The sequence below is a fragment of the Arthrobacter sp. SAFR-023 genome (assembly GCF_051965295.1).
In the GTDB taxonomy this organism is placed as follows: domain Bacteria; phylum Actinomycetota; class Actinomycetes; order Actinomycetales; family Micrococcaceae; genus Arthrobacter.
Window position 1 is genome coordinate 69,538 of record NZ_JBQCMF010000017.1, and the last position, 15,107, is coordinate 84,644.

Sequence of the window (15,107 nt, forward strand, 5' to 3'; positions counted from 1 at the left end):
AGATCTCGGCAGGCTCGATCAGCGGGCGTTGGCGAGCTCGGCGGCCTTGTCGGCGCCCTCGTCCATGGTGGCGGCGAGGGTAACCAGCGGGTGGTTGGCCTCTTCGAGGATGCGGCGGCCTTCTTCGACGTTGTTGCCGTCGAGGCGGACGACCAGCGGCTTGTTGGCGGAGTGGCCCAGCTCGGCCAGTGCGCCCACGATGCCCTTGGCGACAGCGTCACAGGCGGTGATGCCGCCGAAGACGTTGACGAATACGGACTTGACCTGCTCGTCGCCCAGGATGACGTCGAGGCCTGCGGCCATGACCTCGGCGGAGGCTCCGCCGCCGATGTCCAGGAAGTTGGCGGGCTTGACGTTGCCGTGGTTCTCGCCGGCGTAGGCGACGACGTCCAGGGTGGACATGACGAGGCCTGCACCGTTACCGATGATGCCGACTTCACCGTCCAGCTTGACGTAGTTCAGGTCCTGCGCCTTGGCCTTGGCCTCAAGCGGGTCAGCGGATTCCTTGTCCTCAAGCTGTGCGTGCTTGGGGTGGCGGAATTCGGCGTTCTCGTCCAGCGTGACCTTGCCGTCGAGGGCGACGATCTCGCCCGCACCGGTCTTGACCAGCGGGTTGACCTCCACGAGGGTGGCGTCTTCCTTCTTGAAGACGTCCCAGAGCTTCAGAATGACGCTGGCGACTTTGCCGCGCAGTTCTTCAGCGAAGCCGGCGGCAGCGACGATTTCGTCGGCCTTGGCCTGGTCGATGCCCACGGCGGGGTCGATTGCTACCTTGGCCAAGGCCTCGGGCCGCTCAACGGCGAGCTGCTCGATCTCCATGCCGCCTTCAACCGAGCACATGGCCAGGTAGTTGCGGTTGGCCCGGTCCAGCAGGACGGAGAAGTAGTATTCCTCGGCGATGTCGGCACCCTGGGCGATCATCACCTTGTTGACGGTGTGGCCCTTGATGTCCATGCCCAGGATGTTGGTGGAGTGCTCAAGTGCCTCGTCGGCGGACTTGGCAACCTTGACGCCGCCCGCCTTGCCGCGGCCACCGACCTTAACCTGTGCCTTGACGACAGTTACGCCGCCGATCTTCTCGGCAGCTGCCTTTGCTTCTTCAGGAGTGTGCGCCACGATGCCGGCGAGCACGGGTACACCGTGCGCTTCGAACATATCGCGCGCCTGATATTCAAACAGGTCCACGGTTTAGTGTCCTTCTACGTCGAAGTAGTTTCTGTACAGCCGGACTGCACCCAGGGTGCGGACCGGGCTGCGGAATTAGCGCGCCCTGCGGCGGGTCCGGAAACGAGCCACGCGGCGCAATGATCCTTTTTTGAACTCTAGTCCTTTGAAGGGACCGGCCTGTTCCAGACTACCTGTTCTGTGAGTAACGACACTATTCTATGGACGGTAGAAAAACCCCGTGATTACGGGGTTTTTTGGGCCTTGGCGGGCGCCGTCTGGACGTTCTTGCCCTTCGCGGAGACGAGTTCGTAATGATCCCGGCTGATAAAGAAACCGACGCCGCCAGAGACGTTTCCGCAGGCCACCCCAGAGCGGTAGGCGGAGCACCGCAAACCGTTCCGTTCGAGGTTGCCGCCGTCGGGCAGGACGCGAAGCTTGGAGACGGGTCCGTCTGCGGTGCCCTTGGGCCCGTACTCTGCCTCCATCTGCGTGACCCCGGCCCGGCATTCGCCGTACCGTGCCCGGCTGGGCGTCAGGAATGCCGCGCCGCCCAGATAGCCGAGTCCGGTCCCCGCGCAGTCGTCAGCAACGTCCGGTGCTGCCGGCGCCGGATACGCCGCGAGCTCGCAGTGTGCCACGGGCACGGTTGCCAGTTTCTGGTTATCGGGGTCGCTGAAGCTGTTGGTTTCGTACGGCAGGTCCAGGTGCGGCCCGCGGGCTGAGGTCAGCGCGCACACCACGTTCCGGTCCGCAGTGACGAACGCCAGCACGTCCTCCCCTGCCGCAAACCCTGCGGGGTCAGTGAGCGGAGCCTGTTTCAGCTGTTCGAGGGCCGGCAGCGGTGGCGGCGGGGTGTACTCCGGATCCGCGACGGTTACAGAACAGCCCGCCAGTGTCACTGCGACCAGTGCCACCCAGAACATCGGCGCCAGGGCTGCAGCCACGCCATCCAGGCGCCGCACCCGCACGCTTAGGCGTCGATCTTGGTCAGCGGCGCGTACCGCAGAAGCAGCCGCTTCTCGCCGACGTCGAATTTCACCTTCGCCACGGTCTTGTCCCCGGCACCTTCGACGGCGAGCACGGTGCCGTTGCCAAAGCTCGTGTGGTTGACCTTGTCCCCCACGCTGACCGCGACAACTTCCTTCTGCGGCTGCACGCGGTTTTTTGCGACGGCGGCCGGGACGTCCGCGTTGAAGCCCGCGGAGGAATCGGCACGGGTGCCGCGGGCCGTTCCGGCGCCCCAAAAGGAGCCGCCGTACCGGGTCGACCCGATGTCGGCGCCGCTCCCCCACCCGCCGGACTGCCGGCTGGTTCCCTCGCGCTTCCATTCAACGAGTTCGGAGGGGATTTCCTCCAGGAACTGGCTGGCCGGGTTGTACTGGCTTTGCCCCCACATGCTTCGGACCTCGGAACGGGTGACGTAGAGGCGCTTCCGGGCGCGCGTCAGCCCCACGTAGGCGAGCCGGCGTTCTTCCGCCAGTTCCTTCGGGTCGGTGGCCGAACGCTGGTGCGGGAAGAGCCCGTGCTCCATGCCGGTCAGGAACACCACGGGGAACTCCAGGCCCTTGGCCGTGTGCAGCGTCATGAGCGTGACAACGCCAAGCCGCTTGGCCTCGGCCACCGCGGCGTCAATGTCCGCGCCAGGGGCGTCCGGGATCTGGTCGGCGTCGGCCACCAGTGACACCTGCTCGAGGAAGGCGCCCAGGGATCCTTCGGGGTTGTCGCGCTCGTATTCACGGACGACGGCGACGAGCTCGGCGAGGTTTTCCACCCGGGACTCGTCCTGCGGATCCGGGCTGGAGCGCAGCGTGGCGAGGTAGCCGGTCTGTTCCAGCACCGCCTCGAGGGCGGCCGCGGCGCCAGAGCCCGCGGCGACCTCGGCGAGGTCGTCCAGGAGCTTCACGAAGCCAAGCACCGCGTTGACCGAGCGGGTGGCCATGCCGGGCGCCTGGTCGGCGCGGCGGGCGGCGGAGATGAAGGACGTGCGTTCCCGCTCGGCGAGGGCCGCCACGGCCCCCTCGGCCCGGTCCCCGATCCCGCGCTTGGGCTCATTGAGGACACGGCGGAGGTTGACGTCGTCGTCCGGGTTGACCAGCACCCGGAGGTACGCCAGCGCGTCCTTGATTTCCTTGCGCTCGTAGAACCTGGTGCCGCCCACCACCTTGTACGGCAGGCCCACGCGCACCAGGACGTCCTCGATGGAACGGGACTGGGCGTTGGTACGGTAGAAGATGGCGACGTCACCGGGGCGGAGATTGTCCTCGTCCTGGAGCCGGTCGATTTCCTTGGCGATGAACTGGGCTTCATCGTGCTCGTTCTCGCCCACGTAGCCGATGATCTTGTGGCCCTCGCCCTCCGCGGTCCAGAGCCTCTTCTCGGGGCGGTTGGGGTTCCGGGAGATGACGGAGTTGGCCGCGCTCAGGATGTTCTGGGTGGAGCGGTAGTTCTGCTCCAGCTTGATGGTACGGGCAGCAGGATAGTCCTTCTCGAACTCCACGATGTTACGGATGTCCGCACCGCGGAACGCGTAGATGGACTGGTCCGAGTCGCCGACGACGGTCAGCTCCGCCGCGCCCGTGCCCTCGCCGACGATTTCCCGGACCAGGGCATACTGCGCGTGGTTGGTGTCCTGGTATTCGTCCACCAGGACGTGCCGGAACCGCCGCCGGTAGGAATCGGCGAGCGCCGGGAAGGCGCGGAACATGTAGACCGTCTGCGCGATGAGGTCGTCGAAGTCCATGGCGTTGGCCTGCCGCAGCCGCTGGGTGTAGCCCTTGAAGACGTCCGCCACGGCGCTCTCAAACGGGTCACTGTGGTTCGCGGCGGACGCGAACGAGTCGTCGTCGATCAGTTCGTTCTTGAGCGCGGAGATCTTGTGCTGGATGGCCTTGGGCGCGAACTTCTTGGGGTCCAGGTCCAGGTTTTTGGCCACCAGGGTAATCAGCCGCAGAGAGTCGGCGGAGTCGTAGATGGAGAAGTTGGAGTTCAGGCCGACGTTCGCGGCCTCGCGCCGCAGGATCCGGACACATGACGAGTGGAACGTGGAGATCCACATGGCCTTGGCCCTGTTGCCCACGAGGGCCTCGATGCGTTCACGCATTTCCGCGGCGGCCTTGTTGGTGAATGTGATGGCCAGGATCTCGCCGTGGTGGGCACGGTTGGTGGCGATCAGGTAGGCGATCCGGTTACTGAGGACGCGGGTCTTTCCGGAGCCGGCTCCGGCCACGATCAGCAATGCGCTGCCGGAGTGCTTGACCGCTTCCTCCTGCTGCGGATTCAGGCCGGCCAGCAGTGCGCCGGCGTCCGGGAGATGGTGCCGGGCGTGATCCTCCGCCGGGTCTCCCTCTGCCTGGCCGGCAGCGGGGCCAGCTGCCGGGCGGCCGGCGGATTCGCCCGGGCCGCCGCCGAACGCGGGCGCCATCAGCCTTGTTTCGGGGCGCGACTTGGTGATGGCACCGGCGTGGGAACCAGCCTTAAAGGGACCGTCAGCGTAGGGGTCAAACAACATATCCATGGTGACTACAAGTCTAGGCGGTGGAACTGACACCGGATTCCGCCCTGTGGATAACCCGGCAGATGGCCCCGGCGCCGGGAGAACCGAAGGGCAAGAATGCTAGTCGACAGAGCCTGACTCAAGCGCGGCGCGCAACTGGTGCACCGCCGTCGTTCCTCCCGCCATGAACCATTCCAGGCCGTTGACGTGAACGGTGCCGGCGACGCCGCCGGCGGCCGTCACGATCGCCTTTCCGGGCAGCCAGTCCCATTCGGGGCAGCTGTGCTGGAACCAGCAGCCAAGCTGCCCGTCGGCGACGCGCCCCAGGTCGCACGAGCCGGACCCGAGCATACGCAGCGTTGCGGCCGACGTCGCGGCGGCGTGCCACGGCATGGCGCACATCGGGTCGGCGAGCCACCGCGGGTGGATGTACGTGCCGGCGCCAAGGTGGGAGAGGTCGGCGGCGTTACGGTTGGTTCCGTCCTCCTTGTAGGTGGTGACGGGTTCGCCGTTGAGGGTGGTGGCGTGCTGCTTGCCGCCGATCCAGAGCTTGTCCTCCTCGGGCTGGAAGATGGCGCCGAGCAGCACATCCGATTCGTCCTTGAGGGCGATGGCTGAGCACCAGTAGGTGGAGCCCTGCAGGAAGTTGTAGGTGCCGTCGACCGGGTCGATGACCCAGGTCCGCCCACTGCTGCCGCGCACCGCAGCACCTTCTTCGCCGAGGACGCCGTCGTCCGGGCGGCAGCGTTGAAGCTGCTCCAGCACATAGGCTTCGGCCGCGTGGTCCGCAGCTGTGACGACGTCGGAGATGGACGTCTTGCGCTGGGCGTCGAGGCCGCCCTGCCGCATCAGCAGCGCGAGCTGCCCGGCCTCGCGGACCAGTTCGGCCGCCAGCTCGTAGTCATCGAGCTCGGGGCTCAGGTTGGTGGCGCTGTGTTTACCCAGTTTGTGTCTGCCCAGTTCCGTCACGGTTCCCAGCCTATCGGCGCCGGGCAGGCCCTGCACAGCAGAGGCACGCGCAGCAGCGGCCGGAGGACGGCGGGCGATAATGGACGCATGGCCAAGACACCTGCACAACGGATCAAGAAGCACGGCACGAAGGCCGCAGTACCCCAGCACCACCTGCCGCCGGTGATCAACCCCGGAACGGACCGGTCTCCTGCGAAGGCCCAGAACAACGCCAACCTGATTGTCATTGCCGGCGTAGTGGCCAGCCTGTTCCTGTTCTGGTACGTCCACCTGCTGACGCTGAACCAGCTCACCCAGCTGTCCGGCGGGCTGGCAATGCCCGATTCCCTGATCGGCGGCTTCGACACCGGCTACGCCGAGCAGCTGCGCCGCGCCCTGGACGCCGACGCCCGCGGCCAGCTCAACTATGTGCATAAGACGGCGGGCACCCTGTTTCCGCTGATCTTCGCCTTCACCTGGCTGCTTCTGATCGGCACCAACGTGGCAAAAAAGGCCATGCGCTGGGCACTCTGGGCGCTGCCGCTCGTGTTCGTGGTGGTCCGGCTGTGGGGCAACGTCACCATTGATTCCATGATCGCTGCGGTAAACCTCGACGCCGGCCAGGTCGCCCTGGCGTCGGGCCTCACGGTGGCCGGCTGGGTACTGTTCGTGGCCAGTCTTCTCGCCGGCGGCGCCGCCGTGTTCCTGGGCCGCCGGTCCCCGAAAAATGCGGGTCTGCAGAAGGAAGCCTAGGCACTCGCGGCGGCCCAAGGAGCCTAGGCGTTCCGGGCCGCCTGGGCCCGGGCGAAGGCCCTGCGAACCTGCCGTTCCTGCCGGACGCGCTGGGCGATGACCAGGCCGGCGGCCGCGAGGCCAATCGTGATGGGGTAGCCCATCAGCCGTTCCAGGGTTCCGGGCTCGGGAACGTCCAGGCCGGTGACGGCCGCCGTGACGAGGGCGGCCGCGGACACCCCGCCGGCGGCCAGAATGAACCAGCCCAGCGGCGTTTGCCGGAGCCACAGGGCGCCGAGCAGCAGCAGCGCCAGCGAGCCGGCGATGAAGTACATGACTGCGCCCGCGTAATGCCAGCCGGACTCCAGGTCCTCAGGGACCAGCCCCACGACAATCGTGCCGGCGCCTGCGGTCCCGGTCAGGATCCGCGCCGCCACGGCCGAGTACCACGGCACTTCCCCGGAATGGCTGGCCATGACCCGCACCCGGGCCCGGGCGGCCACCCGCAGGAGCGCCGAGCTGAGCAGCAGCGCACCCAGCAGCATGCCGAGGCCCTGAACCACGAAGGAGACGTTCATCAGCACATGCAGCGGTGAACAGATGCTACGGCCGCCGTAGAGCCCGCAGGTGACGGCACCCAGGTCGCTGATGAGGCCGGTCCGCCGGCTGTAGGGCTCGGGTCCGGCCCAAGCGCCGATGACCGCGGCCTCCGCCATAAAATACTGGACCACGCTGAGCACCGCCCATGCCCCGATGTACTGCCGCGTGGAGGCGGTGTCTGGCAGGAACGTTGCCCGGGCGGTGGGGACTTCAGCTGCGGCGGCCATGCCAAGAGCGTAGTACGCGCGCTCACCTTGTATGCTTGTAAGCGTGCCCGAACGGACCGGTCAAAAACCGGCCGCGGCGGGCGCGCGCCCTCGTAGCTCAGTGGATAGAGCACGGCTCTCCTAAAGCCGGTGTCGTTGGTTCGATTCCAATCGAGGGCACTTGAAATTGCAGCACCCGTCCGGGCTCCGCGACTATCTGCTGGGCACAACGCCGGCGCACCCTTCCTCCCCCGCCCTCCCGGCGGCAGGCCGCTGGGCCGTGGAGCGGACCATGCTGGACCGGGCTGCGGGCACCCGGGGGACTTTCACCGGCGTCGTGATCTTTTCCCCGGACGGCGACGGCGGGCTCCGCTTCCACGAGGAGGGGACCGTGGTCTGGCCTGCTGCCGACGGCGGCACCTTCACCGGGCCAGCCACCCGCGATTACCTGCTCCGGCCCGCGGACACGCCGGACGCTCTGGACATGCTGTTTCCCGATGCCCGGCCGTTCCACCGGATGAGCTTCTCCCCGGAGGCCAGTCAGGACCGGCACTGGTGCGATCCTGACACTTACCGGGTCACGTACGTCCGTCATGGCGAGGACGGGTTCAGTTACGTCTGGGATGTCACGGGCCCGCGCAAGGATCTGCTGCTGGAGTCCGTGCTGCGCCGGCTGCCGGCGACGGTGGCAGCGGACGGGCTAGGCTCGAAGCCGTGAATCCGCGCATCATCGTTTCCGCCGTGTGTGTCTACGACGCCGCGGGCCGGCTCCTGACCGTCCGCAAGCGCGGCACGGACAAGTTCATGCATCCCGGCGGGAAGCCCGAGCCCGGCGAGACCGCGGTGCAGGCCGCCGCCCGGGAGCTGCAGGAGGAAGTCGGCATCATCGTCGATCCCCGCGAACTTACCCTGATGGGCGTCTGGCTGGCCGACGCCGCCAACGAGGCGGCTACGGAGATCGAGGCCACCGTGTTCACGGCGCCGGGCACCTGGGTGGCCCACCCCTCCGCTGAGATCGCCGAGATCCGGTGGCTGGACCTCGCGGCGGAGTGGCCCGGCGACCTCGCACCGCTGCTCACGGACCACATACTGCCGGCGCTGGCGCCGCCAGACGCCCGGGGCGCAGCCCGCTCCTAGAGTTCCCCGCCCTGCTTTTCGAGGGCCCCGCCCTGGTTTCGAGGACCCCAGCGGGACCGCTACCTTCGACGCGGAGCCCCCGGCCCTTGTTGGGGGCCAAGGTTTTTGCAAGCCACCCCCTCTAGCCTTTCTCCTGTCATCGGTCAATGGAGCCGGACGGAGGCGCGCATGCATCGGCTTGGGTCAGCTGTCACGGTCGCGCTGCTCCTGATCACGGGGTACGTGGCGGTGGCTCCGCACCGCTCTCCGAGCGCAACAGGGTCACACGCAATTGGAGGGCATGCCACCGGCCCACACATCCACATCGCCGCGCTGCCAGCCGCCGCGCTCGAGGCTGCCCCGCCTTCGCTGCCCCGGAGCGGGTGGATGGTGACGGCCAGTGACGAACAGGTATCGGGCGGGAACGGGCGGGCAGCCCACGTTCTGGACGGCGACGCCGCCACGTACTGGCAAAGCGGTGGGACTGAGACCGCCGCTGCCTTGCCGCGCAGCATCACGATCGACACCGGCGCGGTGCAAACAATCTCTGGGTTCCGCTATCTCCCGCGTGCCGACAGCCCGGACGGAAGGGTCGGCAGCTTCGAGATCACGGTTAGTACCGACGGCGCCCTGTGGGCCCCTCCGGTGGCCCGCGGCACCTGGGCGGACACCAGTGCGGAGAAAAGCGTGACGTTCGCAGCAGTACAGGCCCGCTACGTGCGGCTGCAAGCCATGACCGAAGCGGGCGGACGTGGACCTTGGAGCAGCGCCGCGGAGATCAATTTGTTGGGCGAAAGTGCCGGCAACGCCGCGGCCCCGCCGGCAGCGGCCCCGCCAGTTGCGGGCATGCCGGTTGCGGTCAGGCCGGTTGCGGTCAAGGCGCCGCTGGCGAGCGAGTCAGTACAGTCGGACGAGTCACTGGGGTCCTGGGATCCGACGATCAACTTTCCGCTGGTGCCCACCGCGGCCGCACTCTTGCCCGGGAACCGGCTGCTGACATGGTCCGCCTACTCCGCCACCACGTTCGGCGGCGCGCCGGGCTTCACCCAGACTTCCATCCTGGATCTCGCCACCGGCGCCGTGAGCCAGAGCGAGGTATCCAACACCGGACACGACATGTTCTGCCCCGGGACCTCGCTGCTTCCCGACGGGCAACTCATGGTCACAGGCGGTTCCAACAGCACAAAAACCAGCCTCTACAACCCGGCGACGGACACATGGACCGCGGGGCCGGCCATGAAGATCGCCCGTGGCTATCACTCCAGCGTGACCACATCGGCCGGTGAGGTGTTCACCATCGGAGGTTCATGGTCCGGTGGCATCGGCAACAAGCACGGTGAGGTGTGGTCGGCCGCCAGCGGCTGGCGGACGCTGCCGAATGTGCTGGTGAACAGCATCCTGACCGCCGATCCTCTCGGCAGCTACCGCGCGGACAACCATCCGTGGTTATTTGCCGCGCCCGGTGGCCGGGTGTTCCACGCCGGGCCGAGCCGCCGGATGAACTGGATCACCACCGCGGGGTCCGGAAGCATCAGCCCGGCAGGCCCGCGGTCAGACAGCGCTGACGCGATGAGCGGCGACGCCGTCATGTACGACATCGGCAAGATCCTCACCGTGGGCGGGGCGCCCGTGCAGGAGAACAGCATTGCCACAGCCCGCGCGTACACCATCGACATCAACGCCGGGGTCACCGTGGCCCGGACCGCCGACATGGCCGTCACCCGGTCGTTCGCGAACGGTGTAGCCCTTCCCGACGGCCAGGTGCTCGTGGTCGGAGGCCAGGGGAATCCTGTTCCGTTCACCGACACTGACGCCAGGATGGCCCCGGAAATCTGGAACCCCGCCACCGGGCAGTGGACAACGCTGGCCCCGATGGCCATTCCCCGGACCTATCACAGCGTCGCGCTGTTACTCCCGGATGGCAGGGTCTTCGTCGGCGGTGGCGGACTGTGCGGCAGCTGCACGACCAACCACCTGGACGGAGAGATTTTCACGCCGCCCTACCTGCTGAACGCGGACGGCAGCCCGCGCGCCCGCCCGAAAATTGTCACCGCCCCCACCACCGCCACTACCGGCAGCACCATTTCCGTGACCACCGCGGCACCGGTCACTGAGTTCTCCCTGATGCGGATGGGTTCGGCGACTCACACCGTGAACACTGATCAGCGGCGCATCCCCCTGAATGCAACTGGGATATCCGGCAACACCGCGTCGCTGAAGCTGCCGGCGGATACCGGCGTGCTTGTCCCAGGCAACTACCTGCTGTTTGCGCTGGACGCCGCCGGAGTGCCCAGCGTCGCGGCAACCATCGCGATCGGCGCCCCGGCGTCCGTCCTTGCCTCCCGCCCAACCATCGGCAGCGACGCTGACACCCTAGCTGTCGCCTCCGACGGCGTCCTGTGGAACTACCATCCAAACGGTACGGGCGGCCTGCAGCCCCGGGAAAGGATCGGTGCAGGCTGGTCCGGGCTGTCGAAGGGGTTCGTGACCGACTGGAACACCGACGGCGTGTTCGACATCATGGCGCAGTGGAAAGACGGAAGGATGATCTTTTACCCCGGAAAGCCCAATGGAGGATTCGCCCCTCCCCAGGTCCTCAGCGCAGGATGGAGCACCTACCACGTGACGATCGGCCGCTGGCGGAGCACCGACAAGTACCCGGGCATCCTCGCCTACGACGCTGCCGGGACGTTGTGGTACTACGGCAACAGTGCCGGAAAAGGCCTGAGTCCCCGTGTCCGGACCGGAACGGGATGGCGCGGCCTGTACCTCACTATGGCGGACTACGATCAGGACGGGAAACAGGACGTCATCGCCAAACGCGGCGACGGGAACCTCATGCTGTACCGCTCGAACGGAGCTGGCAGCTTCATCCCAGAAACCCGACGGCGCCTTGGCGGCGGCTGGAACACCATCAACAGCATTACCGAGGTGACGGGGTTCCGCCCCGGCGTCCACGGACTCATCACCCGGCTGACCGACGGCCGGCTAGCCCACTATCCCTTCAGCAAGGGAATCATGGGTACACGAACCATCATCAGCGCCGGCTGGGGCAGTTACAACATCTTCCGGTAGTCACGGCTCCAGGCGCCGGTGGCCGGTCAGTACTCCGGCACCGCTTCCTCCGCCACGGCCGTGGCCTCGGCGAACTGGGTCCGGTACAGCTCGGCGTAGCGGCCGTCCGCGGCCAGCAGCTCGGTGTGGGTTCCGCGCTCCACGATCCGGCCGTCCTCCACCACCAGTATGGCGTCGGCCGCGCGGATCGTCGAGAGCCGGTGGGCAATGACGACGGCGGTGCGGCCTTCCAGGGCCGCGCCCAGCGCCGCCTGCACGGCGGCCTCGTTGGTGGAGTCCAGCGCGGCGGTGGCCTCGTCGAGGATGACCACCCGGGGCTGGGCAATCAGCAGCCGGGCGATGGTGAGCCGCTGGCGTTCGCCGCCGGAGAGCCGGTAGCCGCGCTCCCCCACCACGGTTTCCAAGCCGTCGGGAAGGGAACGGATCATGGCTTCGAGCCGGGCCTGGCGCAGCACCGCCCACATGTCCTCGTCGGTGGCTTCGGGGCGGGCCAGCCTGAGGTTGGAGGCGATGGTTTCGTGGAACAGGTGCCCGTCCTGGGTGACCATGCCCAGGGTGGCGCGGATGGAATCGAAGGTCAGGTCGCGCACGTCCAGGCCGGAGGCCGGGGCGGTGCCGCCGAGGCGCACGGCGCCGGAATCGACGTCGTACAGCCGGGACAGCAGCTGGGCCACTGTGGACTTGCCGGCGCCGGAGGACCCCACGAGGGCAACGGTCTGCCCGGGTTCCACCCGGAAGCTGATGCCGTGCAGCACTTCCTCGCCGCCGCGGGTGTCCAGCGTGGAGACCTCCTCCAGCGAGGCCAGAGAGACCTTGTCCGCCGAGGGGTAGGAGAAGCGCACGTCGTCGAACTCCACGGCCACCGGACCGGGCGGGACGGCCAGCGCACCCGGCTTTTCCTGGATGAGGGGCTCGAGGTCCAGGATTTCGAAGACCCGTTCAAAGCTGACCAAGGCGCTCATGATCTCCACGCGGGCGTTGGACAGCGCGGTGAGCGGCGCGTAGAGGCGGGTGAGCAGCAGCGCCAGCACCACAACGTCGCCGGGCGCGAGCTGGCCGCCGATCGCCAGCCAGCCGCCCAGGCCGTAGACCAGGGCGAGGGCCAGGGCGGAGACGGTCGTCAGCGCGGTCACGAACGTGAACTGGAGCATGGCTGTCCGCACGCCGATATCGCGGACCCGGCCGGCGCGAAGCGCGAACTCTCGGGATTCCTCGTCGGGCCGGCCAAACAGCTTGACCAGGGTGGCGCCGGGGGCGGAGAAGCGCTCGGTCATCTGGGTGCCCATGGCGGCGTTGTGCTCGGCCGCCTCTCGCCGCAGGTCCGCCAGCCGGGAGCCCATCCGCCGGGCGGGGATGAGGAAGATCGGCAGCAGGATCATGGCCAGCACGGTAACCAGCCAGGAGGTATTCAGCATCACCACGAGGGTGAGGATGAGGGCCACCACGTTGCTGACCACGCCGGACAGGGTTCCGGCGAACGCGGACTGCGCGCCGATGACGTCGTTGTTCAGGCGGCTGACCAGCGCGCCGGTGCGGGTCCGGGTGAAGAACGCGATGGGCATTCGCTGGACGTGGTCGAACACCTTGGTGCGGAGGTCCACGATGACGCCCTCGCCGATGGTGGAGGACAGCCAGCGGCTCACCATGCCCAGGGCTGCCTCAGCCACCGCCACGCCGGCGATCAGGGCCGCCAGCCGGACCACCTCGCCGGCATCGGCGCGGGCAACGATCGTGTTGACCACCTGGCCGGCGAGGACCGGGGTCGCCACGGCCAGGAAGGCCATGGCAACGGAGACCACCACGAACGCGATCAGCCGTCCCCGGTGCGGCCGGGCGAAGCCCATGACCCGCTTCAGGGTTTCCTTGGAGAACGGCCGGGAGCCGCTCTTGGCCCGGGTGATGTTGTATAGCGAGCGCCAGGCGACGCCGTCCATGCTCATTTGTTCTGCTCCATCTTGCCTGCCGCCAGTTCGGTGACGACACCGTTGTCCACGTTCCAGCGCACGTCCAGGCGGACGTTTTCCAGCAGCCGCCGGTCGTGCGTGACCAGCAGCAGGGCGCCGTCGTAGCTTTCCAGCGCTTCCTCAAGCTGCTCGATCGCCGGGAGGTCCAGGTGGTTGGTGGGCTCGTCCAGGACCAGCAGGTTCACGCCGCGGGCCTGCAGCAGGGCCAGGGCGGCGCGGGTCCGCTCCCCCGGCGACAGCGAGTCCACGGTGCGCGCGGTGTGGTCCGCCTTGAGGCCGAACTTGGCCAGCAGGGTCCGGACCTCGGCGGAGGTGTAGTCGGTCAGGACGGCTTCGACGGCGTCCGCCAGTTTGAGGTGTCCGGCCAGCAGCCCTCGGGCCTGGTCGATCTCGCCGACGGCCACGGACACACCGCGGGAAGCGTCGCCGGAGTCCGGTTCCTGCGTTCCCAGAAGCAGCCGGAGCAGCGTCGATTTGCCGGCGCCGTTGGGTCCGGTGATGCCGATCCGTTCACCGGCGTTGAGCTGCAGGTTCACCGGCCCCAGGGTGAAGCTGCCCTGCCGCGCGACGGCGTCGCGCAGCGTCGCCACCACAGAGCTGGAGCGGGGCGCCTGGCCGATGCTGAACTGCAGCTGCCACTCCTTGCGGGGTTCTTCCACCACGTCCAGGCGGGCAATGCGCGATTCCATCTGCCGGACCTTCTGCGCCTGCTTTTCGGATGACTCGGTGCTGGCGGCACGGCGGATCTTGTCGTTGTCCGGGTTTTTCTTCATCGCGTTCCGGACGCCCTGCGAGCTCCATTCCCGCTGGGTGCGCGCCCGGGAGACGAGGTCCGCCTTGGTCGCGGCGAATTCCTCGTACCGTTCGCGGGCGTGCCGGCGGGCCACGGCGCGTTCCTCCAGGAAGGCCTCGTAGCCGCCGTCGTACACGGCCACCGAGTTCTGGGCCAGGTCCAGTTCCACAATCGAGGTCACGCAGCGGGCCAGGAACTCCCGGTCGTGGGAGACCAGCACCGCGCCGCCGCGAAGCCCCTGCACGAACGCTTCCAGCTTGGCCAGGCCATCCAGGTCAAGGTCATTGGTGGGCTCGTCCAGGAGCACGACGTCGAAGCGGCTTAGCAGCAGGGCGGCGAGCGCCACGCGCGCAGCCTGGCCACCGGACAGCCCGGTCATCTCGGCGTCGGGGCCGACGTCCAGTCCCAGGTCGGCCAGGGCAGGGGCAATCCGTTCGTCCAGGTCCGCGGCCCCGGAGGCCATCCACCGGTCAAAGGCCATCGAATAGGCGTCGTCGGACCCGGGCGCTCCCGAGCCGAGGGCCTCCGCCGTGGCTTCCATCTCTGCGGTGGCTCTCGCGCAGCCGGTGCGGCGGGCGATGTAGGCGGCGACGGTTTCGCCGGCGAGCCGTTCGTGTTCCTGCGGCAGCCAGCCCACAAAGGCGTCGGCCGGTGCGAGGCTGACTGTGCCGTCCTGCGCCTGGTCCACGCCGGCAAGGAGCCGCAGCAGTGTGGACTTGCCCGCACCGTTGGCGCCGACCACGCCAACAACGTCCCCGGGGGCCACTGTGAGGGACAGCCCGGAGAAGAGGGTGCGGTGATCATGACCGCCCGAAAGGTCCTTCGCAACAAGGGTTGCAGTCATCAATCCATCCTCTCACCGCTGCCCGTTTTCACCCGAAAAATCAGGTGGGCATGAAAGAACCCGCTGGTCCGGACTTGGGGGGTGTACGGACCAGCGGGTTCGACCACTTAGCATAGTTGAAGCGGCGCGCTACGTAAAATCCAGGCCGGCGGGCCGCCACTTCGCACCA

General features: G+C 67.9%; 11 protein-coding genes and 1 tRNA gene. 5 read left to right on the forward strand and 7 right to left on the reverse strand.

Annotated elements, in window-relative coordinates:
* Nucleotides 1–18 precede the first annotated feature (18 nt).
* The 4 genes from sucC to ACTHQX_RS17695 form a co-directional block, all read right to left on the reverse strand.
* On the reverse strand, nucleotides 19–1,185 hold the full coding sequence (gene sucC / locus ACTHQX_RS17680) for an ADP-forming succinate--CoA ligase subunit beta (RefSeq protein ID WP_236807204.1): 1,167 nt from the start codon (nucleotides 1,183–1,185) through the stop codon (nucleotides 19–21).
* A 224-nt stretch (nucleotides 1,186–1,409) separates the two neighbouring features.
* Complete coding sequence (locus ACTHQX_RS17685; protein ID WP_440158990.1) at nucleotides 1,410–2,090, reverse strand: hypothetical protein; 681 nt, start codon at nucleotides 2,088–2,090, stop codon at nucleotides 1,410–1,412.
* A gap of 47 nt (nucleotides 2,091–2,137) precedes the next feature.
* Nucleotides 2,138–4,675, reverse strand: coding sequence for a DNA helicase PcrA (gene pcrA / locus ACTHQX_RS17690; protein ID WP_440158989.1), 2,538 nt, complete (start codon nucleotides 4,673–4,675; stop codon nucleotides 2,138–2,140).
* A 105-nt stretch (nucleotides 4,676–4,780) separates the two neighbouring features.
* Nucleotides 4,781–5,629, reverse strand: a complete 849-nt coding sequence (locus ACTHQX_RS17695; protein WP_236807200.1) for an inositol monophosphatase family protein — start codon at nucleotides 5,627–5,629, stop codon at nucleotides 4,781–4,783.
* A gap of 87 nt (nucleotides 5,630–5,716) precedes the next feature.
* Here ACTHQX_RS17695 and ACTHQX_RS17700 point away from each other — a divergent pair, with 87 nt between their 5' ends.
* A complete protein-coding gene (locus ACTHQX_RS17700; protein ID WP_440158982.1) occupies nucleotides 5,717–6,361 on the forward strand; it encodes a hypothetical protein in 645 nt (214 codons plus the stop codon).
* A gap of 23 nt (nucleotides 6,362–6,384) precedes the next feature.
* Here ACTHQX_RS17700 and ACTHQX_RS17705 read toward each other — a convergent pair whose 3' ends face one another.
* Complete coding sequence (locus ACTHQX_RS17705; protein WP_440158981.1) at nucleotides 6,385–7,167, reverse strand: hypothetical protein; 783 nt, start codon at nucleotides 7,165–7,167, stop codon at nucleotides 6,385–6,387.
* An 86-nt stretch (nucleotides 7,168–7,253) separates the two neighbouring features.
* Between ACTHQX_RS17705 and ACTHQX_RS17710 the strand changes: the two genes are divergently transcribed.
* The 4 genes from ACTHQX_RS17710 (at nucleotide 7,254) to ACTHQX_RS17725 (ending at nucleotide 11,337) form a co-directional block, all read left to right on the forward strand.
* A tRNA-Arg gene (locus ACTHQX_RS17710) sits at nucleotides 7,254–7,326 on the forward strand.
* 1 nt (nucleotide 7,327) lies between these two features.
* Nucleotides 7,328–7,864, forward strand: a complete 537-nt coding sequence (locus ACTHQX_RS17715; RefSeq protein ID WP_440158980.1) for a DUF6314 family protein — start codon at nucleotides 7,328–7,330, stop codon at nucleotides 7,862–7,864.
* Nucleotides 7,861–8,283, forward strand: a complete 423-nt coding sequence (locus ACTHQX_RS17720) for an NUDIX hydrolase (RefSeq protein ID WP_236807193.1) — start codon at nucleotides 7,861–7,863, stop codon at nucleotides 8,281–8,283. The genes ACTHQX_RS17715 and ACTHQX_RS17720 overlap by 4 nt, the downstream gene beginning before the upstream one ends.
* Nucleotides 8,284–8,451: 168 nt before the next feature.
* Nucleotides 8,452–11,337 (forward strand): galactose oxidase-like domain-containing protein, encoded by a 2,886-nt coding sequence (locus ACTHQX_RS17725; RefSeq protein WP_440158979.1) that lies wholly within the window; start codon nucleotides 8,452–8,454, stop codon nucleotides 11,335–11,337.
* A gap of 26 nt (nucleotides 11,338–11,363) precedes the next feature.
* Here the strand turns inward: ACTHQX_RS17725 and ACTHQX_RS17730 are convergent, their stop codons facing one another.
* Nucleotides 11,364–13,277 (reverse strand): ABC transporter ATP-binding protein, encoded by a 1,914-nt coding sequence (locus ACTHQX_RS17730; protein WP_440158978.1) that lies wholly within the window; start codon nucleotides 13,275–13,277, stop codon nucleotides 11,364–11,366.
* On the reverse strand, nucleotides 13,274–14,938 hold the full coding sequence (locus ACTHQX_RS17735; protein WP_440158977.1) for an ABC-F family ATP-binding cassette domain-containing protein: 1,665 nt from the start codon (nucleotides 14,936–14,938) through the stop codon (nucleotides 13,274–13,276). Before ACTHQX_RS17735 ends, ACTHQX_RS17730 begins: the two co-directional genes overlap by 4 nt.
* Nucleotides 14,939–15,107 lie beyond the last annotated feature (169 nt).